Consider the following 23816-nt stretch of genomic DNA (forward strand, 5'->3'; position numbering starts at 1 on the left):
CTTGGCATATTCACCATTTTACATCACCCCAGAAGAGTTGGCAGTTTATCAAGAGGCACAAGAGCAAGAAATACTCGCAGGCGATAACGTCAGAACATGGCATAAGTATGATGTAGAGGAACCATTTCGCTATTACTTTAAACTTTTTGCGCTTCCATTTGTGATCGCCCCATTCCTATTAACTTTGTTTATACACACGAGTGACACGGTTGACGTAACTATTTTTTCTTTTATTTTGTCGGTGATGGTGTCTGGAGCCTTTTACCTTACGATTGGCCTCGACTATCGCTATGACTATATTTTTTCTGACAAAGGCTTTGTGATGAAGAAACGTCGCAACATGCCTAACTGGGTGAATACCGCCACGCAAGCCGTTGGCTGGATAGGTGCTGTGGTGTGTGTGGTGATGGTTGCGGTGGTTGGCCCGATGGCGTTAGCAGGCGCTGGTGCTTTTATATTAGTCTCCTTTAAAATGCTTAAACGTCAGCCTGATGAACCAACAGAAGTGAGGGTCGGAGAACGTGAAGACTGGCTCTTTGCTGATTATAATAAGAAAAGGAAAGTAATTAAGTTCTTTTTTAAGTATGACAGGTGCGAATACCAAGATACTGCTCAGGAGATTACTTTTCGCTCACAGGGACGATTTTATTGTTACATTTTCTTTAAAAATGAAGCGGAATTAGAATCCATGGTCACGCAACTGTCAGAGGTCTACAAACTGGATTGTAAAGAGGTCAATGATCATAAAAATCTGTTTGAAGCGAAGCCTGAACCTAGACTTTTTACGACTCCCGCTTATTATCGAGAATACCCTACCAATGAAGTGTTTGATTTAAGGGATGCGAAAGCGCCACTCCCAGAGTGTAAGTATCTTTACAACGGCAAGTGGCAAACCGAGTTTGAAATCGAACAATCAAAATCTGAACTAACGGCAGCCAAGGTATAAACCTTGGCTTATTTACCTTTTTACATACCCCATGAAAAGCTTTAGGTTTACTCTGATGTACAAAAAGAAAAATTGGTTCAAATAACGAATTTTTAACTCGAGGATAGGATAGTAAGCCCGAACCTTTCTATCCTCAACTAAACACCCATTTTGCACTGAGCAAATAATTGCTCACCATGCCTGCCAATATGCCTAAGCTCAAAGCCAAATAGACCATCACTCCTTGCGTTCCTAGCGCGAGCGTTACGCCTTTGAACACAATAAAGTTCGGCAAAGCACTGATACAGGCACTCGCCATAAATTTTTGCCATTGAGCGAAAGGGTTGGTTTTTTCTGCTTGAGAGAAAGTCAGCCAGCGATTGCCAAGCCAAGTCGTGGTTGCTGCAAACAAAAATGCTATCCCACGAGCCAGCATCAGCTCCAGACCAAACCAATGGAACAACACAGAAAAGATAAGGGTGTCGACCATAAAGCCGACACCACCTACCAGAGCAAACCTTGTTAACGAAGCAAACTTTGTTAATTTGCGCATTCCGTTACCCAACCACACAAGTGTAGAGTGAGCGTTTCGATTTTGCTGTGAACTCATTGGTACAACTCAACGCATTTTCATGAATCATGCTATCCACTTGCTGCGATTTACCAATCAGGTGGAATTTCTTCAGATTGTTTAAGTCATTCTTGTCTTCAAGCTTTTTCGCCTGACCATGACTATAGAACTGGCCTGAGAACGGGCGCTTACCAATATAAAAGACCGGAGCGTTGTCATTAATTTGCGCGAAGATTATGCGGTCGCTGCGACTATCTGCTTTGCCCATATTCAAAACCAACATCGCAATCATAAGCAGGGCTGGCAACACCGCTGCCGTTCCGGTCAGCCATTTGAAATCGTGTTTATCCACCAGCATCGCAATCAAGATACCTAATGCAGGCACACCCGGTAGCACGTAAGCAGGCAAAATATTCCCAGCCATGGTGAACAAGATCATTGGAGAAATCAGCCAACACATCAGGAAGCTAAATAAACCTTGATGATCGGTTTCAATGGCTTTGAGTACCTTACGACGTTTCCATGCCAAGATAGGCAATACAATTGACCAAGGCGCAGCCGACTGTAGCCAGAATACCCAGATCATCCCACGTGGTTGATCATGAGCAGAACCATACAGGTCCCCTTCCCAACCGCTGACAACAAAACGCTTAAAGTGCTCGCCAACAATGAAGTAATCAATAAATCCAGGCGTCGCCATTTCAGCCATTATGTACCAAGGTAGAGCAATCGCCAGCATGAGCGCCAACCCCGATACAATTGGAAAACGCTGCCACAAGGCTTTGAAGGCACCAAAGAAACCATGCTGAATCACGAGCCAAGGAAATACTGCGATGCCCATGATCACGATCGCCACTGGACCTTTCGCTAACAGCCCGCAAGCCAAGCCAAAGAAACCGAGGTAACCCCACAGTCGGCTGTGTTTGTCTTTGCCGAGCCAGCAATAGTAAAAACCAACCATCGCCATCGTCATTGCCAACGTCAGTGCCATGTCTGTCATCACCGCACCCGCCGCAATTGAAAAGATGCCACACGTCGCCAGTACCAACGCTGCGATGACTGCATTAAAGCCAGCGCGATGCGCCATGAAAGCAACAAAAACAATCGTCGCAACACCCGCTAACCAATGAGGCGCGCGCACTGCAAATTCATTCAATCCAAACAGCTCAATGCCGTAAGCACTCATCCAAGTGAACAGGGGGGGCTTCCCCCAGAAAGGCACGCCGTAATCAAACTGTGGGGTAAGCCAATTGCCGGTTTCCACCATTAAGCGCGCCATTTCGCCGTAGCGGGCTTCCGTGGTGTCCATCAAAGGGTAAGCGGCAAGTGAAATAAGACGGAGTAAAAGAGCAAACGCCAACAACAACCACAGATGGGTTTTATTAATACTCATGATTACGCGGTTTCTCCCAATTTAAACTTCATGGTTTGGATGGATTGATGTTTTGCAGGCTGCTCGTAAACAGACTGAACAAGATAAAGAGGACGTTGCTTGGTCTCGACAAAAATGCGGCCAATGTATTCGCCCAAAAGGCCAATCGACAGCAGTTGCACACCGCCCAAGGCAAGTTGGACGACCATCATGGATGGGTAGCCAGTGACAGGCTCACCAAACACAACAGTTTTCATCACTATGAATGCGCCATAGATAAAGGCACTGAACGCCACCAATGCACCGGCAAGTGTCGCTAAACGCAAAGGACGAATGGAAAACGAGGTGATGCCGTCCATTGCAAGGCCAATCAGCTTGAGGTAGTTCCATTTGGTTTCACCACAGAAACGAGCGTCACGCTCAAATTGAACCGTCACTTGCTTGAAACCCGGCCAAGAGAAAATGCCTTTCATGTATCGGTTACGCTCTGGCAACGCATTGATGTGTTTAACCACTTTTGCGCTCAGTAGACGGAAATCGCCCACGTTCTCCGGCACATCCAATTTCGCCATGCTATTAAGCACTTTGTAAAAGCAAGCGGCCGAGAAGCGTTTGAACCAAGTTTCACCGTGGCGTTCACTGCGCTGCATGTTCACTACGTCATACCCTTCACGCCATTTTGATACCATTTGCGGGATCAACTCCGGCGGGTCTTGCAAGTCAGCATCAATCACGATCACCGCTTCACCTTGACAGTGTTCCAGCCCCGCACTCATGGCGGACTCTTTGCCGAAGTTACGGCTTAGTGCAATACAACGAACGTCGCTAGAAGATTGAGAAAAGTTTTGCGCGATCATTAGGCTGTCGTCTTTGCTGCCGTCGTCCACATAGACGATTTCGCAGCGTTCTGGCATTTCATCCAAAACGGCGGCTAAACGACGATGAAATTCAGACAAGACTTCTTGCTCGTTAAAGAATGGCACCACAACAGACAAAACTGTTTTAGGCTCAGTGTGTTGGCTCACCTTTGAAAAGGTTGCAGCGTGAATGTTGAAGGTTGACATGCTACTCTTCCACTAAATCCGATGAATGAATCCAGTCTACAAACATCAATGTGAAAGAGATGTTGTTGACATCTTTTTCACGTTCTTAGTGAATAATGTTCGGTTAAGACGAAGTCTTATTTTCGAAAACCCGCCCACTTGGAGAGAAATACATGAAACGCGTACTTTTAGTCGAAGATAATCGAGAAATCGCAGGCATGCTGTTCGATTATTTTGAGTGTGCAGGTATGGAACTCGATTATGCAGACAACGGCGAGCTCGGCTTGAAACTGGCGATGGAAAACACCTTCGACATCATCTTGCTCGACCTCATGCTGCCACGCATGGATGGCCTGACCATGTGTAATAAACTTCGCGACGCGGGCAACAACACACCAGTGCTTATGCTGACTGCACTTGATAGCCGTGACGATATGCTCAAAGGCTTCCAACACGGTGCGGATGACTATCTGACCAAACCTTTCGACTTGGATATTCTAGAAGCGCGTATGATGGCGCTGATCCGACGTTACCGTGGTACTGTCGCGTCGAGTAAGTTGGAATACGGCGAAGTCTCTATCGACCAAAAAACGCGTAAAGCTTACCGCCAAGATAAACTGCTGGCGCTAAACCCCACCACTTACACCATTCTGGAAATGCTTGTGAAAAGCGCGCCAGACGTAGTAACACGTGAAGAAATCGCCTTCCAACTTTGGCAAGAGAACGAGCCGAACAACGACGTTCTGCGCAGCCACATTTACCAACTTCGCAACCAACTTGATAAGCCATTTGAACAGCATGTGCTTATCACCGTACCGAAAGTTGGCTTCCGCTTGGAGACTGGTGCATGATCAATCGCTTACTGGCTAGCACGCAAAGCACACAAAGTATGACAGGGCGACTCGCTCTGTTTTTCTCTTTTGTGTCGGTCGTGATTGGCATCTTCTGCTTTTTGTTGATTACCGGCTCCCTGCTTTGGTCTGAAGACCGCGTGGGCGAGCGTCGTATTATGGTCGACAAAAAAGAAGCGATTGAACATTTCCAGTCCCACCCAGAGCAAGGCAGTATTCAGCTTGATCTGCTCACCACCGCTTACAACGACATCTCACTGGTTGCCGAGCGCTACCAAAAATACCTGATTGGTCAAAAGCACTTTCTTGATGAAGTAGAAGACGGTGAATACTCGCGCATGGTTTACATGAGCACCTACACCTACAAAGGCGTTGAACATCCCGTTATTCTGGTTTCCTTGATTGATGAAATAGAGATCACCTCAGAGGAATTCATTCTCGTCGTTGCTATGGTGCTGTCCATTGTCGCCGTGCTGGTGTTCCTGTTTGGCAGTCTGCTGCTGCGCTTATCACAGCGCTTGATTGAACCCGTCAATGCGCTTAAAACCCAACTCGACCATCACCAAGGAGATGCCACGCAAACTTTTAGTGTGCCTGAGGGCTCGGCCAAAGAGTTCCAAACCCTTGCGGATGAGTTGAATGAGTACCGCCACAAAATCAACCAAGTCATCAAGCGCGAGCAGGCCTTTGCACGATACGCAAGCCATGAACTGCGTACACCATTAACCGTGATGAAAGGCTCAAGCAGCTTACTGGCGAGAAGTGCGAACACGGATTTCCAAACCCGCCAAGTGAACCGAATTCAAGATGCAACGCAGCAGATGTCGACCATGGTAGATGCCCTACTCGGCTTAGTGCGTTACGAGCGTAATGCAGATGATTCACCAGTGCGCAGCATCACCGAAGAAGAACTCAACCAAATCATCTTCCAAAGCCAAGCTCAGGCGGATGAGAAAGCACTCAGCTTTGATGTACAGATCGACGGCAACCCTAGAACGCGCGCGACCAATGCCGTGTTGACCATTATTCTTGGCAACCTGATTCGCAACGGCATCGCTGCGACACCTTCGGGATCAATTCATATCAATATGGATGAAAACACCATCTCGGTGCGCGATGAAGGTGAAGGCTTTTCGACCATTCCACATTCTGATGGGCACGGATTAGGTTTGATGATTGTGGACGATTTGTGCCAACGCTATGGCTGGCAATTTAAGATTGGTACACATCCAGAAGGTGGTTGTGAGGCAGTAATTGATCTTGCGTCAGAGCATCAAGAGGCTTGCTCAGAGTAACTTCCCCAGCGCCTAATTCAATTGAGAGGTATCGACTTTGCTCAGTATTAAAACGAGCAATTCGATACCTCTTTCTAATTTCAATTGTATGAAATCTTATGCTGCAAGTGCTGCTAGTCGATTGAATGCTTGCGATGCCGACTCCGACGCCTCACACACAGAAAACATATCTTCGATAAAGAACTTCAACGCTCTCGATTCAATGGTTCGGATTGCCGCTTGCTGCTCGTCCGATAAATAGCCGTAAATGCTTGCCGCGCCAAAGTCGCCGAAGATCATCTCACCTTGCTCATTCACCAAAGTATTGTGCGCATACAAATCACCATGGCACACCTTGTTGTCGTGCAGGTGATTAAACACATCCACCACTTGCTCAACGATAGAATTCACTTGCTCGACCGTCAGCGTAAACCCTTGTGGGAACGTATCTCGGGTACAGGTTTCCAACGTTGGCGGTAAACCTAAGTTGTAGTAACTGTTTGGGATCAGCTCCATCACCAAAGCAAGCTCATTACCATCGTCTACTTGCGCTATGGATTTCACCAAGTTGTTGTGATGCCCGGCTTGTAAACATGCTTCAAGTTCATCATGTGGGTAACCGTCACTGGTCACTTCGCCCTTGAACACTTTCACCGCCACTTCGTTCGGGAAGTCATATTGAGCGTCAGTCCAGTTAGCATGAGAAATCACACCACTCGCACCTTGGCCAAGAACATGATTAAGCGAGTAACTGTTTGTCGTCACTTTCGGCACACTGTCTAACGAAGATGGGTGTTTGCAGAATGGGTTACCTGCGAAAGCAAACCATGCCAATTTAGGCAGCTTCATCAACACATCCGGGAAGTGCTCTAACTGGTTCGCAGATAAACGAATCAATTCTAAATTGACCAAGTTTTCCATGCTGTTTGGCAGTTGTTTGATGCGATTGCCCGCCAATGCAAGCTTTCTTAGGCGTGGTCTTTCACCCAGACTGTTTGGCAGAACTTCAATCTCGTTGTCGGTCAGAATCAACCAACGTAACTGAGTTGGTAGTGAGGCTTCACTCACCACTTTAATCTTGTTGGTTTTAAACCCAACCATCTCAAGGTTTGGCAATTTACCCAAGACCTCTGGCAGATGGGTGAACTGGTTGTTGGAAGCAAAGATGATTTTTAGCTTGGTCAGCTGTTCCAGTTCTTGTGGCAAATCTGACAGTGCGTTACCAGATAAATCTAACACTTCAAGCGTTTCTGCAAGCTCTAAAATTTCCATAGGAAACTCAGTTAGCCCTTCCGCCAACTTCAGTTGTTTCGTTCCTACTAATTGTCCTGTTTTTAATTGTTCTAGAGTTTGCAAAACCAAGCCTTCTGATTGAGTTGAAATAAGCGGCGTAGTCTACTTGGCTTGAGACAGAAAGGCGAGCCATGGAATTGAATCCCCTGAAACCAAAGCGGCCAAAACATCAGGAATAACCGAAATGGTTGTACTGAAACCCAGACTTTTTATCTGGGTTTAATGGCGTTACACTACGCGCCCTTTTTAACGGCAAGGTCGCGTGGTTGGACACGTCAGCAGTAGCATGAAACTCTCTGAAAGCCCGATAACTCAACACAACTTCAACGGTCATACGTTTTTCCTTAAGCGTGATGACATGCTGCATTCTCACTTTTCTGGGAACAAGGCACGTAAGTTTATGGCGTTGATGGAAACGCAGAACAGCGACATCACCACGTTAATAAGCTTTGGCTCCGCTCAATCTAATGCCATGTACTCGCTAGCGGCTCTCGCCCAGATTAAAGGTTGGGCATTTGAGTTTTATGTTCATCACATTCCATCTTGGCTAAAAAGCTCCCCCATCGGAAACTATCGCGGCGCTCTCGATTTGGGTATGAAAATCACCGCCATGCAAGACATCGGTAGCGAACTCCACCCTAGTGAATACATCCACCAGGTACGAAGATTAGATGAGTCGACATTGCTTATTCCAGAAGGTGGACGTTCCCACCTCGCTGAAGCTGGCATCAAACAGTTAGCACGAGAAATTCTTGATTGGACGCGATTGAGAGGTAAAGAACAGTTTACCGTCGCCCTGCCATCAGGCACTGGCACGACCGCTTTATATCTTCATAAACATTTAAGCCCACACGGCATAGAAGTGCTAACTTGCCCTTGCGTAGGCGATGCAGATTACTTAACTGAGCAGTTCAACCAGCTCTGTGAAAACAGCCACCCAACCATTTTAACCATCCGTAACAAACACCATTTTGGTCGCTTGTACGAAGAAGATTACATCACATGGAAAGCACTCTTTGAGCAAACCGACCTCGAATTTGACCTGTTATACGACCCGTATATGTGGCAATGCCTAACACCTTGGTTCGAAGAGAACACAGATAAAACGGTGATTTACATTCACCAAGGCGGGTTACTTGGCAACGAGTCGATGTTACCAAGATATCAACGAGAATTTGAATAGCGTGTTCAAATAAAGTTGTTGCTGATTACAGTGATTCCACTATTTGATGAGCGCCAGAATTTCTTTGAATTCAGGTACTCGGCAATCTTCGACCATTTCATACAAACACATTTCTAACCCAGTGAGCACCACACCGTTTGCGGTTAACTTCGCAAGAGCGAGCGCTTTATTGGCAGCGGTTCGGGAAGATACACAATCTGTGACTAATTCAACGCGATAACCGGACTGACGCAGAGAAACCGCGGTTTGATAGACGCAAATGTGGGATTCAATACCGCAAACCAACCAGGCATCAACTTTCGCGTTCTCCACCGCGACCTTAAACGTCGCCTCTTTACAACCATCAAACGTGTACTTGGTAATAGGTAAATGTGTGCTTTCTAGCACTTCACGAATCGGCTCCGCGGTTGGGCCCAATTTTTCTGGATTCTGTTCTAGCCACAGAATAGGCAAATCTAGTGCTTTGGCGCCCTTTACCAGTTTCGTGATATTTTCAATCAGAGCGTCACTTTCATGCATTAATGTAGCGAGTTTGCCCTGAACATCCACCACAATCAGGCCCGTGTTTCCTTTCGATAACATTTCCATCTCCTATCTTGTGCGACCACAAACCATACTCAACAAGTTGAGCAAAAGTTAATGTATCAGAATCCTTTCATGCTAGAGCACTAAAACCTAGAAAGATGACCTTCGCTCACACATTTGCCCTTAGGTAAGGGTGGTTTGAACTGACTATTTAAATTTCTCTCGAATTAGTTCAATCAAGGCTTTGACTTTATTGGGCAGAAATAAGGCCGAGGGATAAATCAGAGTAAGATGCTGCTTCGGATGCGCAAATTGAGGCAGCACCTCGACCAACAAACCATCTCGCAATGCAGGCTTGGAATGAATTTGTGGAATAAACGCGATGCCGTTTCCTGCTATCGCCATCGAGCGCAGCAAGTTGAGGTCGTCCGAGCGCAACGCCACATGCAGATCTGAATCGAGCAAATCAGCATTGTAACGATTAGTTAAAAGGCGATGCTGCTTAAGATCTTCCACCGTTTTTACTGGCGGATGCGATTCTAGATAGGCTTTTGACGCAACAAAGTGACTACGATAAGGCAAAAGACTGAACTGCACATAGCTGTCATCGGTGACTTTGACCACGCTCGGAAGAAGCTGCAAATCAAACGATTGACGCTTGAGATCGACACTCTCTTGATGGTTTTCAATCTCGACCGAAATATCCGGATACCGCGTTGTGTACTCGGTGATGATCGCGTTAAACGCGGCAGAGCTCATCAATGCGGAAGGAATGGCTAAACGCACCTTGCCCGTCAGCTCTTGTTGATATTCGTGCATGGCATTTAAACCTTGCTGAATATGGTCAATAGGCTGCCCCACCAACTCAAACAAGCGTTTCCCGTGCTCCGTCAACTCAATGCTGCGTGTTGTGCGGATCAAAAGCTGTACCCCGAGCGATTTCTCTAATTCTTGCAGACGACGACTCACTTTTGAGCGTTGTAGTTGATTCGCCTCTGCCGCTGCACTTATACCGCCGTGAACCACCGTCTGAGTGAATAGGTAAATATCATCAAAATTAACGTTCATTGTCCTATTTTTAGGTCATTTATGTTCGTATTATCATTCTACTGAATTGTGAGTGACTTCTCTATAATCCGCTATCCAATATGTTTAATGGAACTTGTAATGACGGCTGACCAAAAATTCAAACACTGGATGCGAACTTTGATTGTCCTGTTCATCGTACTATTTTTGTACATTATCATTGCTGACCGCCACGCCCCCTTAACGACCGAAGGACGAGTGCAAGGATACGTTGTCCAAGTCGCACCCGAGGTATCTGGTAAAGTGACCGACGTTCTCATCGAGAATAACCAGTCCGTTCAAAAAGGCGATGTGTTGTTTACGATTGATGATCGTAAATACAAGATAGCACTTGAACAGGCGGAGCTGTCTCTGCAATCCGCTTATGAAAAAGAAGCAACACTGTATTCTCAACGCGAAGCCGCTCTTGCCAATATTGCCCGCGCACAAGCGACATTTGATAATGCACACCGCGAATACAACCGCTTACTGACGTTATCGAAGCAGAAAGTCATCTCTCAATCGACACTCGATAATGCCTTTGCCCAAAATCAGGTATCACGTGCAGCGCTTAAAGCGGAACGACAAAACTTAAAAGTCATTGAGGCGCAATTAGGCGATCAAAAAGGTCAAAGCACTGCCGTTCGAATTGCCAAAAATGGCATCGAAAAGGCGCAACTTGATTTGGCAAATACCGCGGTACTCGCTCCCAGTGATGGTGTCGTGACCAACCTGCAACTAGAAGTTGGCACGATGGCAAACACCAACATGCCATTGCTGACATTTGTACCAACAGGATCACTTTGGGTAGCCGCTGATTTTCGTGAAAAATCCGTCGCGAACGTAGACAAGACTTTCCACGCCTTGGTCACATTTGATGCCAACCCAGGTTCAGTGTACGACTTTGATTTAGCTAGCCGCGATTACGGTGTAGCAGCCGCACAACAAACGCCTAATGGCGCACTAACCAAAGTAGAAGTGAACAACCGCTGGGTACGTGATGCACAGCGTACACGAGTGAACCTAACCAGCAGCGAAGAGTTACCACCAGCACTGTTTGTCGGCTCTCGCGCTACCATTGTTTTATACCCAGACAACAGCATTTTCTGGCAGTGGATGGCGCAAGCACAGATTCACCTCGCAAGCTGGTTCCACTTCATTTACTAGGCGGCGACAATGAAAACCTTACGAATTTGGTTCGGCTGCTCTTTAGGGCTCGCGCTAAGCATGATCTTCGGTTGGTCTTACGGATTTTTTGCCATCATGATGCCGCTGTTTATATTGGGCAGAATGGACAACTTTAATCTTTCGGCTTTATTGATCGTGTTTTTCTCTGCGGTGTGGACAACCATACAAGCCACATTTTTGCTGGAATACTTGCAGTTTCATCCAACATTAATGACCGTAGCCGTCGGAATCATGATGCTGTTCAAGTGCATTGCAATGATGAACCAGAAAACCTATTTGTTTGGTTACATGGGGCTGTTAGTGGGTTCAATTGTGTTGAATTTTGCCAGCTATAACTTCATGGATATTGAAGAGTTCAATGTCAACATGTGGGTGATGGCGTTCAGCAATATTTTTGTTTGCGCATTCGCGTATTGGTTCTTCCCTGAGCCAAAGTCCCCCACCGAGCACATTGAGATGTCGACCCCAGTGAAAAGCGATATTGACTACATCAGCCAAGTTGCCATGGGTTGGGTATTGGCGATGGCGGCATTTATCGTATTCCAAGTAGCAGACTTATATGACTCGCTATCCGCACAAGCTTCCATTTTGATCATCCTAACCCCAATGACTTTAGCGGGCTCGCTCGCCATGGCAAAAATTCGCATCATCGGCACCGCACTAGGCTGCATCGCAGGGATGGCTGTTCAGCTGATATTGGGCAGTTGGTATGGGCATGGGCTACTCTTTTGGCTCGCCTTTACCATTGCGATGGGGCCATTCTGCTTGTGGCTCACCAAGGGGCAAATTAAAGCGGCTATCGCGTTTTCTGCCATGTCTGCCCTATCGGTTCCGCTGACGACCTCATTGGTGCCAGAACAAAAAGACGCGTTCTTTTCGATCTTGTACCGTTTCAGCTCGATTTTCGTCGCGGTTCTGCTCACCGCAATGGTGATGTGGGTGGTGCATCACTGGATTCGTGTGATGTTGCTAAAGCATCCTGAGATGAAGAACGTGGAGTTGAATTAAACCTGGCCGAGGCTGGAAACGGGAAATGTATGCCGCTCACTTTACTGTGAGCGGCATTTTTATTTAAAACGGTCACCCTGAACATCGAGGAACGAGCGTGGTTCAGGATCTACTCACCGAGTGCTGTGAAGTTCTGAGGTTATCGCCATTTTCCAGTGAGTTGTTAGTAGATTCCTAGTCTCGTCTAGACTCGCTGGAATGACCCTCTCTTGGAGCAGATCCAATACCTAGGGTTGTGGCGAGCAATGTATCTTCCAACATCCGTCATCCTGAACAGCGAGGGACGAGCGTGATTCAGGACCTACTAACCACGTGCTTTGAAGTACGAAAGTTATCGCCATTTCCTAGCGAGCTGTAACCCGGTTCCTAGTCTCGTCTAGACTCGCTGGAATGACCCTACCTTGGAGCTGCTCTAATACCTGGTGGGTGACGAGCAATGTATCTTCCAACATCCGTCATCCTGAACAACGAGGGACGAGCGTGATTCAGGAGCTACCCACCGAGTGCTTTGAAGTGCGAAAGTTATCGTCATTTCCTAGCGAGCAGTAACCCGATTCCTAGTCTCGTCTAGACTCGCTGGAATGACCCTATCTTGGAACTGCTCCAATACCTGGGGTTGTGGCGAGCAATGCATTTTCCAACATCCGTCATCCTGAACAGCGAGGGACGAACGTGATTCAGGATCTACCCACCGAGTGCTTTGAAGTGCGAGAGTTATCGCTATTTCCTAGCGAGCTGTAATCAGACTCCTAGCCTCGTTTAAACTCGCTGGAATGACTCTAACTTTAGTTCATGGTGCGGAGCCTAAGTATTAATATCAACCCACCAACTCTTTACGAATGATCTCCGCACCCGCACTTAACGCATTGAGCTTAGCGGTCGATACTTCACGAGACAAAGGCGCCATACCGCAGTTGGTACATGGGTAAAGCTTGTCGGCATCAACGTACTTCAACGCCTCTCGCAGTGTGTTCGCCACTTCTTCTGGTGTTTCAATTTCGTTGGTAGCAACGTCAATCGCACCAACCATCACTTTCTTACCACGAATCAACTCAAGTAACTCAATAGGCACTCGTGAGTTATGACACTCAAGCGAGATAATATCGATATTTGACTGCTGCAATTTAGGGAATACTTCTTCGTATTGTCGCCATTCAGTGCCTAGCGTTTGCTTCCAATCTGTGTTCGCTTTGATGCCGTAGCCATAGCAGATGTGCACTGCAGTTTCACATTTCAGCCCTTCAATCGCACGCTCTAAACATGCAATACCCCACTCGTTCACATCATCGAAGAACACATTGAACGCAGGCTCATCAAACTGAATGATATCGACACCTGCCGCTTCAAGCTCTTTCGCTTCTTGGTTGAGGATCTTTGCAAATTCCCAAGCCAGCTTTTCACGGCTACCGTAATGATCATCATATAGTGTGTCGATCATCGTCATAGGGCCTGGCAGCGCCCACTTTATAGGTTGCTTAGTTTGCTGACGTAAGAACTTGGCATCTTCAACAAACACGGGCTTTGTGCGGCTTACTGGGCCAACCACCGTCGGAACACTTGCTTCATAACGGTTGCGAATGGTCACCGTTTTACGGTTTTCAAAATCTACGCCGCTTAAATGCTCAATAAAGGTCGTCACAAAATGTTGGCGAGTTTGCTCGCCATCACTGACGATATCAACGCCTGCCAGTTCTTGTTCTTGCAAAGCGACACGTAGCGCATCGCGTTTGCCATCAATCAGTTCTTCACCTTGTAGTTTCCACGGTGACCAAAGTTTTTCTGGTTCCGCTAGCCAAGAAGGTTTCGGCAAGCTGCCAGCCGTTGAAGTCGGTAATAGTGTTTTCATCGTCATTCCTTTCTAGATTCTCGTTGTCGGTTACGCGTAGTTTGCAGACCATTGTTCAAGCACAGATTGATAAGGTTTGATGAAATGCTCCTCGGCAAATTTCCCTTGTTCAATCGCCAGTTGGCTGCGCTCTTCTCGGTCGTAAACGATTTGAGTTAGCGAGTGGTCTAGGTTTTTTAAGTTTGGCTGGTAGCAATTACCGGCAACCGCGTTGGCATTGTAAATCTCAGGTCGGTAAATCTTCTGGAATGTCTCCATCGTGCTTATCGTGCTGATAAGCTCTAGGTTTGAATAATCGTTCAACAAGTCACCGAAGAAGTAGAATGCCAATGGTGCAACACTGTTTGGCGGCATAAAGTAGCGCACCTGTAAGCCCATCTTTTTGAAGTATTGCTCCGTCAACGAAGATTCGTTCGGCTGATATTCAAAGCCCAAAACAGGATGTTGGTTTTCGGTGCGTCGATATACCTTGTTGTCCGATACACTCAGACAAATCACTGGCAGCTTTTTGAAATGCTGTTTATAAGACTCAGAATTAACGAAAGCTTTGAACAGTTTGCCATGCAAATCACCGAAGTTCGCTGGGATGCTGAACTGTGGCTGGTTTTTGTTGTGGTCCAACAGCAAAACGCTAAAGTCGTAATCACGAACGTATGAAGAGAAGTTATTGCCCACAATGCCTTCGATGCGCTCGTTAGTGTTGTGATCAACAATGTTAGTTTTGAGCACTTCAATCGATGGGAAGGCTTCGCCACTACCCTGGATATCCATATCAACGGAGATGATTTCAAGTTCAACGGAGTAGCGGTCACCTTGCGCGTTATCCCAATATGCCAACGCATTAAAACGATTGTCGATCATTCGGAGCGCATTGCGCAGATTCTCTCGGCGGTAGTTTCCGCGAGCCAGATTAGCAAAGTTGGTAGTGATTCGCGTGTTGTCTGATGGTTGGTAATTCTCATCAAAGCGAATGCTTTTGATAGCAAATGTGAAATCGTTATTCATCGTGAGTTGGTATCCTATTTCCTTAGATAAAGCAGACTTTTCCTAACTCTGTGCATGGGGACATTTTTTGTTTTTTGGTTTTCCCAATCGTTAGGTTGCACAGCACTTACGACGAACGGTTCGTACAAAAAACGACCGTCGCAGTGCCTAACACCAGAGCAGTCCTTTTTTATACTTGCTTCACGAGTTGAGTAATATTGGTATTGTTTCACATTGAACATGAAGGAAATTCATAGTGGCAGTTCCAACCCTGAGAGAGCTATCGTAGATACTGTTTTTCATTGACACCAATACACGTAACTTGGCGAGCATATTGCCAATATGTGTAATTAAGAAACTGATAAGGGATGAGCAGTACGTAAACCAGTTTTAAGCCGAGAAAACGCATTGTATAAACAATACGCCAACTGGAATATAGGACAGCGTAACTTAAATAGTACTTTTCACACTCCATCGTTTATTCAAGCATTCGTTTAATTAGAAGTACGTTACATTTATATTCTCGGAAACATGATTATTTAATTATCTTATTTATTTCTTTTTCTATCTTTACCATCTTAAACGTAAAGTTTAATTTCCTGCTGTAAAGCACATATAACTTCATACACGAACATGACAACTTCATTGACGGACTTTATCACTCAACTATTACATTAAGTTCTAAAAAACCAATAACAAAAAAAACATAAACCACTGTTTTAATTTGAATTAAACCCATAAACCCGAGATAACCACATAACGATACTTTACTTAGTTTGGTATAACAAAAACCCTAAAAACAACATGGCTAACATTTATAAAATTTACTTTTATCAATAAAAAATCTCAATATAACATTAGAAAATTAAAATTAAGCAATAACTTAAAAAGGCAAGACTTAATAACCAAATTCTTATTTATTATAGTTGAGAGGTGAATTTAAAAACTATGAGACATTAATCCCACGAATCTATCCTTTTTCTTTTTTTAATAAAAAACAAGATGCACTATTTCACCGCTCATTTATTGAGCTTGAATTTATAACCTGTCCATAATTATAAAGTGCCCATCAAGATAGTTTAAAACAAAAGTCTTTATGGGCTGACTAATAGGAAACAATAATGGAAAAACAGCATCTTTCCGCGAGTATTATCGCACTCGCTTTACTTGGTTCTTTAGCACCAGCACATGCTGAAGATACATTAAAATCTTACACTTCGACGTTGCTTCAGCTTGATGATGGTGATGCACGCTCGAAAAAAATCCGCTTAATTTATTCTTTAGAAAATGTCTGGAACCAATCTTTACTACCAAATGGCGCTAAAGAAGCTAAGTTGATCCTAAATGGCGGCTCTGGCTTCGACATGACTAATGTTCCAAACAAAGAACAAATCTATGGTTTTGCCACTGGGGGAGATTACCGTTACACCGTTCCAACGGCTTTTAAGCTGGCACTGAGCTATTTAAATGGCGCCCCTTTACGCCACATGAGCCATGCTCCAGAAAACACCATTGCAACGGCATCTGTCAGTGAGTCGCTAGATTTTAACCTTGGATTCAGTGCTTCTACTTCTCCAAATATTAGTGGGGGAATCTCCTGGAGCAACCGTGTAACGTACGACCAGCCAGAGTTTCAAACGGTTGCCGATTTTAACCAAGCTAACGAAAGCATTAATTGGTTAATTGAAAACAAGACTATCCGCCATAATACGCCAGCTAAAGACTGGTTATTGTATCGTTGGACCAGTTGTGACATGGGTAATTTGATTGATTACAATGAGTTACCTGTCGTTATGCGTTCAGATTTTAAACCACAAGTCGGCGTCGTATATAGAAAAAATGACATTCAAGATGGCCTAGATACATCAGAGGTCAAGCTGGTTGCTGGTTGGCGAAAAACCAATTACTACTTTGGTCGCGACTGGTGTAGCTGGTATACCACTCCAGAAAATACCTGGAAGAAAAATCGTGATAGCAGTCAATGGACAGAGACTAGCCGAGCCGTAACTATCTCTTGGAATGACGATCTCTACCACTAACTTATTAGCCTGCGGCCACGGAATAAATAAGTGGCCGCCGTATTTACTAATGAAATAAACGGTAAGACATGACACATGACAAGTAACAAAAAACTCTTGACTGGATCGGTGCTGGCACTTGGTGCAGTACTCGCCATATTTCTGATTAATTCAAATAACAAGAATGCCCAGACCGAACCTGTTGCAAGCCTTGACGAGCAAATCAAGACAGAAGACGCTGCTACAATAAGTGTAACGCCTCCTGAGAGCGATGCTGCTCAAAAGGTGGTTACCACTCCAACACCACAAAGTGGCAATGATGATACTTCCGACCTCATTCCAGCTACACCTTGGATATCTGCCCCATTAAATGAACTGAGCAATGAACTGTACGATTTTATTGAAGCTGAACAGGTAAGTTACATCAGTACGACCGACTATCCATTCGACGAGCAAAAGCAAAAACAATTGCGAACATTAGCTAAGCAAGGGGTTCCTATCTTGTTTGACAATACGGAGTCATCCTATTTGGATAGCTACGGTGTCAGCGAAACCAAAGTCGTATCAGAGTATTTTGGTACGGCGTCTGAAGGTGATGTCATCATCGCTACCGGAGTACAGAACGCAGATGGCAGCATTCATTATCTAGTTTTGCCTTTGAAGAGCAACGATCTCAACGATAACAGTAAATTGATTGAGGACACTAAGCTCGCAATCACTCTACTTAAAGAACAAAAGCATGACTTGATAAAAGAGAGACAAAACGAACATCGCGAATAAAAAGTAAAGGGAGATAGCCTCTGTATCGCTATTTCCCTTAAAACTCAGTTCTCAATTAAGAAAAGCCATTTCTCCCTACTTACCGGCACTCTATCCGAAATTACCTTGCCGTCTTTGATGGTGATGACGCGTTTAGTGCGCTCTGCCAGAGCGTTATCGTGAGTCACGATGATCAATGTTCTGCCTTCGGCGTGGAGTTGGTTGAACAGAGCTTCGATCTCAGCACCAGATTTTGAATCGAGCGCGCCAGTTGGCTCGTCAGCTAGGATGATTTGCGGGTCGTTGACCAAGGCTCTTGCAATCGCAACTCTCTGCTTTTGACCACCAGAAAGCTGGTTTGGTTTATGGTCTAAACGATCCCCTAGCCCGACTTGCTCTAGCAATTTAGCTGCGCGCTGGCGACGTTCTTTGGCTTTGATACCAGAGTAAACCAACGGCAGTGCCACGTTATCAAGCGCCGTCGCGTATTCCAATAAGTTAAAGCTTTGGAAGACAAATCCGATCTTTTGGTTACGAATGCCAGCCAGCTCATTCGCACTTAAACTTGCGACGTTTTGGCCGCCAAGTTGGTACTCGCCATCGGTGGGCTTATCTAAACAGCCGAGCATGTTCATCAACGTTGATTTGCCTGAACCGGACGGGCCAAGAATCGAAAGAAACTCGCCTTGATTAATGGTTAAGTCAACGCCGTCGAGCGCGCGAACTTCCGCCTCCCCGCTTGAGTAGTATTTACAGATGTTAGTCAGCTCAACAAGCGGCTTGTTCGACATGTTCTCTCCAGAGTTATTGTTGTTATTCACTTTGTAGCGCCTCCAATGGGCTGACTTTTGCGGCTCGGTTTGCAGGTAACCATGCAGATGCCACACCAATTATCACTAAGGTGAGGATGACAATCGCGACAACGACCCACGACAACTCAGGGACAGGTTTACCCAGTTGTTCATAAAAGGCATTGCCCTCTAAAGGAATGGAACTGATGGCAGACACCAGCGCGTATGTCACGGCTAACCCAAACGCCCCCCCCATCATCATTGTCAATAAAGACTGTACTAAATAGTGCATGCGAATAGCCGATGGGGTTGCACCGACTGCCATGCGCACACCGATATCACGCGTAGATCGCTTTACGGTGGCATACATCACATTGGCGATGCCAACGCCAGCAACAGCTAACGTCACGAAGCCGATAATGCCAAGGAAACTCTGCAAACCTATCAGAAACTGCTGCATACTCTTTTGCTTAAGGAACATATCATCGACTTGGACGACCTGTTCATCACTGACACTTGCCCCGTGTTTACGGGCAATCACTTGCCTGATCGTCTTTGCTAAGGCTTCTCGGTCTACATTTGCTTGTGGCTGCACATTGATGCCACCAATTTCACCGTTGACATGAAATCGCTTCCACGTCGCTAACGGCACAAAGCTGGAATAGTTGATAAGATCCCCCAGTTCTATTTGGGCGCTGTTTTTCTCCAATACGCCCACAACGGTGAACTGCTCATTGCCGATTTTTACCTTTTTCCCCACAGGGTTGACTTGCAATGTGACTGTCGCAAACCAACTAAAGTCCTCATTCGGGTTGAATAAGTCGGCTGCCAGTTCATAACCCAGTACAACGACTTTGCGCGTCTCTTTTTGATCGAGTGGATTTAACCATCGCCCCCCCGCCATCGGCACCAAATTGGTCATGGATTGAAACTCGCTCGTGACCGCTAACGGCTCTTGCCACGAGTTTCTATCACCAACGGTGATGCGCTCTTTCCACTTCGCAGTTGGCGCAACACTTTTTACATCGGGTAACGCTCGAACGACCTCTGAATCGTCCATTTTTAATGTCAGAAATTTACCTTGGTGAAAAGCACCGTGGTCGACGGTGGCCATCCCTCCGGTCAAATAAATCAAGTTGCCGTTACCATTTTGTGCGGTTTTCAATACGCCCTGACGAATACCCTCACCTACCGCCAACATAGCAGCGATACAGAGGGTCGCCCACGCTACAGCCAGAATGGTCAAACCCAATCTCAGCTTTTCTGCAGCCATTTCTTGGAAAATTTGTCTCATCGGTAACAACATGACTAGGCCCTCGCACTCAAAGCAATGACTGGCGTGAGACGCGATGCTCGCCTTGCTGGGAAATACGACGCCATCAATGCCAAGATAAGCGTCACAAGTAAAGACCAAGCAATGGAATCTGGCGTGATCACAGGTAAACCAATCCATTCCGGTAATGCCATGCTGCTTAGGACAGACACCACGGCATACGAAAACATCAGACCTAATGCCGTGCCCACAGCTACCAAAATAAGCCCTTCAAGAATAAACTGACTGAGTATGGATTTTTGAGTCGCCCCGATCGCCAAACGCACACCGATTTCACGCGTGCGCTCCGTAACAGATAAAAACATGATGTTGGCAACGCCAAGCGCACCGACCGCCATGGTCATCGCGCCGCTCGCTCCGAGAAAAATCTGAATGCCACGTAAAATTCCACTGATGACCGCCGCACCTTCACTAAAATCGGGTAATTCGACCGCATCTTTATCACTTGGGTCAAAATGAAGCTGCTTGGCGAAAAAGTTCACGATATTTGGTCGAAACGACGGTGCATCCATCCCATCTCTCGGCTTCATCAATACCATCCAAGGTTTCGCATCCCACAAATCGCGGTACGTTGTTTGAGGAATGAAAACCGTGCGGCTATCGCCGAATGAAATGCCAATGTCCTCACCAACGGTTATCCCAATCACCACAAACGGAATGCCGTTGACTTTGAGCCTATCCCCGATTTGGATTCCGCCCATTTGCGCAATTTGATCGCCTAACACTGCCACGCGAGTGTGGTTTTTCATATCACTTGGTGACAGGTTTCTCGAACCGGATTGCAGCTTGCGTTGCATTAAAGGAAAGTAAGACGTATCAATACCGCTGACCGTACTCGATAAGTTCTGTCCTTTGAGATTGGTGATATTCGCATCCCATTTGGCGTAAACGCTCGACGCCTGTTGCACGAAGCCCGACTGTTTGATCATGTCGACTTTTTCTTGTGGAATATCAATTTGTCGTCTTGAAGGTAACCCTTGCCACGGTTTACTGGTACTCGACGGAAACACCACTTGCACATTGTTGATCATAAAGGAAAACGACTGGGTCTGATGGCGATAAAAGCCTTCGCCAAGTGCGATTAACACCACCACAGAGATCACGCCCCAAGCAATCGCGATAATGGCCAGCACGCTCTTCATGCGGTGCGCCATCAACGTTTGCCAAGTTTGTTGCAATAGACTGCTCATGAATGAAAAGCTCGAGAGATCAACGCCATGGTATCGTCATCGAGTTTCCCTGCGGTTTGCAGTAAGCCGATTCTCTTACGCCAGTAGCTGTACAAGTTGGTTTGCAGACTGTTTTTCGCCTCAAACAAGCTGTTGTGTGCACTGATAACTTCCGACACTTCAAGCAGGCCAGCGTCGTAAAGTTTCTCTTTGCTTTGCAACACTCTGGCGCGCGACTCAACCAGCTCGTTCGCTATCAAAACTTGATTCCAGTTGATATCGACCTGAGTAAACTGCTGAATAACTCGTTTATGAATATCAATTTCCACTCTACGCATATCTTGTTTGGCGCTTAAAATGTTCAACGATGCTTCGTCCACTTTCGCTCGCACTGCACCATTGAGGTCAATCGGCAAACTCAAACTAATCCCAGCGTTAAACTCGCCGTTTGAACGATTGTCACCATCGCTGTAGCCCACACTGCCTTTGACGGTCGGGTAGTATCCACCTTTAGCTGAATCTTTCGCGAACTCGCTCGCTTTCACCATCTGCGCCGCCACCAACAGCTCTGGACTGCTGTCTTTCGCCAGTTTTAGCCATTGCTCCTGAGAGTCCACCAGCATCGGCGGCTGAATCAAAGAATCCGTTCGAATTTGGTCGACACTCTCCGGCATTTGATTGATTAACGCCGCAAGCTCTGCTTTTTTCACTTCGAGATCGGCTTTTGCATTGAGGATACTTGCTTGCTCAGAGACTTGATTCGCTCGCATCTCTTCAACATCAACCGACTTCACTTTGCCTGCTCGATAGCGTTTCTCAATGATGTTGAGAAGTTCCTTCCCCTCCTCCAGCTTGGACTGCGCCAATTTGAGGTCGCCCTGTGCGCTTGCCACATCTAGGTAAGCGGTGAGCAACTTCTGCGCAAGCTCGTTATGCGATTGAGATAGCTCTAACTGTGCTTTGAGATAATTGGCATTCGCTTGATCCAGTTCCGACCACAAACTGCTATCCCAAATAGTTTGAGATAAGGTCGCGCCGTAACTGTTGGAATGGCTTGAGGACTCATTCCAATCCGCTGACGCACTGGCACTTAAACCCGGCAATAACGCACTGCGGCTACTCTGTACGCCAACCTCGCCAAGCTGGACACCGATTTTCGCTTTTTCGTAATTAGGATCGTTCTGCTTTGCTTGTTGCCAAGCTTGTTCAATAGAAATTGCGTAGGTCGGCAAACTGAGCGTGGCAGCCAACAATGCAAAGGCGATTGTTGATCGTTGCAGCTTAACCATGCGCCGCTCCCATCATGCTGTTGTCGATAACCTCTTCATCAAGCTCCACGCCGTCAAGCACTTCGACATTGATGCCATCTGACAGACCGAGTTTCACAGGTTGTTTATGAAACCCTTGTTCTGAGCTGTCGGGGATCAGAACATTCGGTGCGTCACCATCAAATTGCAGAGCGCGCTCCGGTAGAGTGAGCACGTTTTCAGACTTCTTCAGAATGATTTGAGCCGTCGATGAAAAACCAGAACGAAGCAACACATCTTGTGGGATCTTGAGTTCTCCCACTTCAACCTCAAAACCGTTATCAAAACTTTTTGCCGAAGCATTGCCCTCTGGTGAGTTAAGGTTCTCAGATTGAATCGCCACTTTGGTTAGCACACCAGAAATCGCCACATCAGGATAAGGCGCAACCGTCAACATAACGGGCATTCCCGGAGACAACTGCGCAGCATCATGCTCACTGACGCTACCTTTAAAAATCAGACTGTTCATGTCGGCCAATGACATCATTTCAGTCGCGGCTTGGCTTGATTGAGTCGAGATGATCGGCTCTCCGACCTCAACTTTCTGGTTGAGTACCGTGCCATCAATTGGCGCGTAGATCGTCGACGTTAAACGTGCATCGCCGATAGACGCCTCACCACTGCGGATGAGTTCGAGATTCTGGCGCTTTTGCAATACGTCCGCTTGCGCAGATTTGACTGCCGAGCGCGCACTTACGTATTCGTCGTAGTTACTTGGAATAATGTCCTGCTTGACCAAGCTTTCTAAGTTGGACAGTTTTTGTTTGGCGGATTCCAGATCGGCTTCGCTACGCATGAGCTCTGCCGATGCATCCGTTAATGCTTGGGGTGTTGGGTTTGGACGCACTTTGATCAGCGGCTGGCCTTGCTTCACCTTTTCACCAACTTTCGCGTACACTTCACCGACGATACCGTCGATTTGTGACTTGATAGACACAGAGTGTGCAGGGACAATTTTACCAACAGCCACAGCTTGTTTTTCAATCGTGCCTTTTTCCACAATCAATGTAGGCAGCAATTCTGGTTGAGCAGCAGATTGGAGATAGAAATACGTACCACCGCCGAGCAGCGCAATGCTCACAGCGGAGACAAGCCAACGTTTCGTCATTATTTATTCCAACAATTATTGGGTAGTCTAATGACTACTCCTAAAACACAAAGTTGAAGGAATAATATCCTGCTTTAATAGCGGTTTGGTTGTCACAGTTGGTATGGTTTTGTCAGTCGGCTCTGACAATCAAAGACCAAAAAACCTCGACGAATCATTCAGCAAAGACGCTATCTACGATGGCGACTAACAAGCTCTGTAAC

21 protein-coding genes are annotated in these 23816 nt (G+C 46.2%); 8 read left to right on the forward strand and 13 right to left on the reverse strand.

Annotation, left to right across the window (positions count from 1 at the left end; genetic code table 11):
• The first annotated feature begins 1 nt into the window (after window position 1).
• Complete coding sequence (locus R7Q47_RS12265) at window positions 2-946, forward strand: hypothetical protein (RefSeq protein ID WP_213970700.1); 945 nt, start codon at window positions 2-4, stop codon at window positions 944-946.
• Window positions 947-1079: 133 nt separating this feature from the next.
• On the opposite strand, the gene R7Q47_RS12270 is transcribed toward R7Q47_RS12265, so the two are convergent.
• The 3 genes from R7Q47_RS12270 to R7Q47_RS12280 are packed head-to-tail and all read right to left on the reverse strand — an operon-like array spanning window position 1080 to window position 3932.
• Window positions 1080-1478, reverse strand: a complete 399-nt coding sequence (locus R7Q47_RS12270; protein WP_248486846.1) for a GtrA family protein — start codon at window positions 1476-1478, stop codon at window positions 1080-1082.
• Between the two features lie 4 nt (window positions 1479-1482).
• Window positions 1483-2889 carry an ArnT family glycosyltransferase gene (locus tag R7Q47_RS12275; protein ID WP_045412049.1) on the reverse strand — a complete coding sequence of 469 codons (1407 nt, stop codon included), beginning with the start codon at window positions 2887-2889 and terminating at the stop codon, window positions 1483-1485.
• A 2-nt stretch (window positions 2890-2891) separates the two neighbouring features.
• Window positions 2892-3932: a glycosyltransferase family 2 protein gene (locus tag R7Q47_RS12280; protein ID WP_082240157.1), complete on the reverse strand. Its 1041-nt coding sequence runs from the start codon at window positions 3930-3932 to the stop codon at window positions 2892-2894.
• 152 nt (window positions 3933-4084) lie between these two features.
• Between R7Q47_RS12280 and R7Q47_RS12285 the strand changes: the two genes are divergently transcribed.
• Complete coding sequence (locus R7Q47_RS12285; protein ID WP_005389368.1) at window positions 4085-4762, forward strand: response regulator transcription factor; 678 nt, start codon at window positions 4085-4087, stop codon at window positions 4760-4762.
• Complete coding sequence (locus R7Q47_RS12290) at window positions 4759-6057, forward strand: sensor histidine kinase (protein WP_041058243.1); 1299 nt, start codon at window positions 4759-4761, stop codon at window positions 6055-6057. The genes R7Q47_RS12285 and R7Q47_RS12290 overlap by 4 nt, the downstream gene beginning before the upstream one ends.
• A 96-nt stretch (window positions 6058-6153) precedes the next feature.
• Here the strand turns inward: R7Q47_RS12290 and R7Q47_RS12295 are convergent, their stop codons facing one another.
• The gene (locus tag R7Q47_RS12295; protein ID WP_213903930.1) at window positions 6154-7392 is read right to left on the reverse strand and encodes a leucine-rich repeat-containing protein kinase family protein; all 1239 of its coding nucleotides are present in this window, start codon (window positions 7390-7392) and stop codon (window positions 6154-6156) included.
• A gap of 223 nt (window positions 7393-7615) precedes the next feature.
• On the opposite strand from R7Q47_RS12295, the gene R7Q47_RS12300 reads away from it, so the two are divergent.
• A complete protein-coding gene (locus tag R7Q47_RS12300) occupies window positions 7616-8512 on the forward strand; it encodes a 1-aminocyclopropane-1-carboxylate deaminase/D-cysteine desulfhydrase (protein ID WP_213903931.1) in 897 nt (298 codons plus the stop codon).
• Between the two features lie 39 nt (window positions 8513-8551).
• Here the strand turns inward: R7Q47_RS12300 and R7Q47_RS12305 are convergent, their stop codons facing one another.
• Together R7Q47_RS12305 and R7Q47_RS12310 are read right to left on the reverse strand one after the other, a co-directional pair.
• On the reverse strand, window positions 8552-9094 hold the full coding sequence (locus R7Q47_RS12305; protein ID WP_213903932.1) for an isochorismatase family protein: 543 nt from the start codon (window positions 9092-9094) through the stop codon (window positions 8552-8554).
• Window positions 9095-9244: 150 nt separating this feature from the next.
• Entirely contained in the window at window positions 9245-10105 is an 861-nt protein-coding gene (locus R7Q47_RS12310; RefSeq protein ID WP_064354154.1) for a LysR family transcriptional regulator, read from the reverse strand.
• A gap of 99 nt (window positions 10106-10204) precedes the next feature.
• Between R7Q47_RS12310 and R7Q47_RS12315 the strand changes: the two genes are divergently transcribed.
• Together R7Q47_RS12315 and R7Q47_RS12320 are read left to right on the forward strand one after the other, a co-directional pair.
• Window positions 10205-11269: an HlyD family secretion protein gene (locus R7Q47_RS12315; RefSeq protein ID WP_017448397.1), complete on the forward strand. Its 1065-nt coding sequence runs from the start codon at window positions 10205-10207 to the stop codon at window positions 11267-11269.
• Between the two features lie 9 nt (window positions 11270-11278).
• Window positions 11279-12298 carry a DUF2955 domain-containing protein gene (locus R7Q47_RS12320; protein ID WP_248486850.1) on the forward strand — a complete coding sequence of 340 codons (1020 nt, stop codon included), beginning with the start codon at window positions 11279-11281 and terminating at the stop codon, window positions 12296-12298.
• A gap of 817 nt (window positions 12299-13115) precedes the next feature.
• On the opposite strand, the gene R7Q47_RS12325 is transcribed toward R7Q47_RS12320, so the two are convergent.
• Both R7Q47_RS12325 and R7Q47_RS12330 read right to left on the reverse strand, forming a co-directional pair.
• On the reverse strand, window positions 13116-14144 hold the full coding sequence (locus tag R7Q47_RS12325) for a methionine synthase (protein ID WP_031780992.1): 1029 nt from the start codon (window positions 14142-14144) through the stop codon (window positions 13116-13118).
• Between the two features lie 30 nt (window positions 14145-14174).
• Window positions 14175-15149, reverse strand: a complete 975-nt coding sequence (locus tag R7Q47_RS12330; protein WP_017636059.1) for a DUF1852 domain-containing protein — start codon at window positions 15147-15149, stop codon at window positions 14175-14177.
• Between the two features lie 1100 nt (window positions 15150-16249).
• Here R7Q47_RS12330 and R7Q47_RS12335 point away from each other — a divergent pair.
• Both R7Q47_RS12335 and R7Q47_RS12340 read left to right on the forward strand, forming a co-directional pair.
• A complete protein-coding gene (locus tag R7Q47_RS12335; protein ID WP_005376731.1) occupies window positions 16250-17167 on the forward strand; it encodes a leukocidin family pore-forming toxin in 918 nt (305 codons plus the stop codon).
• A 75-nt stretch (window positions 17168-17242) separates the two neighbouring features.
• Window positions 17243-17926: a topoisomerase I gene (locus R7Q47_RS12340; protein WP_248486852.1), complete on the forward strand. Its 684-nt coding sequence runs from the start codon at window positions 17243-17245 to the stop codon at window positions 17924-17926.
• Between the two features lie 44 nt (window positions 17927-17970).
• Here the strand turns inward: R7Q47_RS12340 and R7Q47_RS12345 are convergent, their stop codons facing one another.
• The 5 genes from R7Q47_RS12345 to R7Q47_RS12365 are packed head-to-tail and all read right to left on the reverse strand — an operon-like array spanning window position 17971 to window position 23613.
• Window positions 17971-18696, reverse strand: a complete 726-nt coding sequence (locus R7Q47_RS12345; protein WP_248487639.1) for an ABC transporter ATP-binding protein — start codon at window positions 18694-18696, stop codon at window positions 17971-17973.
• Between the two features lie 22 nt (window positions 18697-18718).
• Window positions 18719-20002 carry an ABC transporter permease gene (locus R7Q47_RS12350; protein WP_318089075.1) on the reverse strand — a complete coding sequence of 428 codons (1284 nt, stop codon included), beginning with the start codon at window positions 20000-20002 and terminating at the stop codon, window positions 18719-18721.
• Window positions 20003-20004: 2 nt separating this feature from the next.
• Entirely contained in the window at window positions 20005-21219 is a 1215-nt protein-coding gene (locus R7Q47_RS12355) for an ABC transporter permease (RefSeq protein ID WP_151514993.1), read from the reverse strand.
• Window positions 21216-22487 carry a TolC family protein gene (locus tag R7Q47_RS12360; RefSeq protein ID WP_151514994.1) on the reverse strand — a complete coding sequence of 424 codons (1272 nt, stop codon included), beginning with the start codon at window positions 22485-22487 and terminating at the stop codon, window positions 21216-21218. The genes R7Q47_RS12355 and R7Q47_RS12360 overlap by 4 nt, the downstream gene beginning before the upstream one ends.
• Window positions 22480-23613 (reverse strand): efflux RND transporter periplasmic adaptor subunit, encoded by a 1134-nt coding sequence (locus tag R7Q47_RS12365; protein WP_005457947.1) that lies wholly within the window; start codon window positions 23611-23613, stop codon window positions 22480-22482. The genes R7Q47_RS12360 and R7Q47_RS12365 overlap by 8 nt, the downstream gene beginning before the upstream one ends.
• Window positions 23614-23816: the final 203 nt, after the last annotated feature.

The organism is Vibrio sp. Vb0349, from assembly GCF_033338975.1.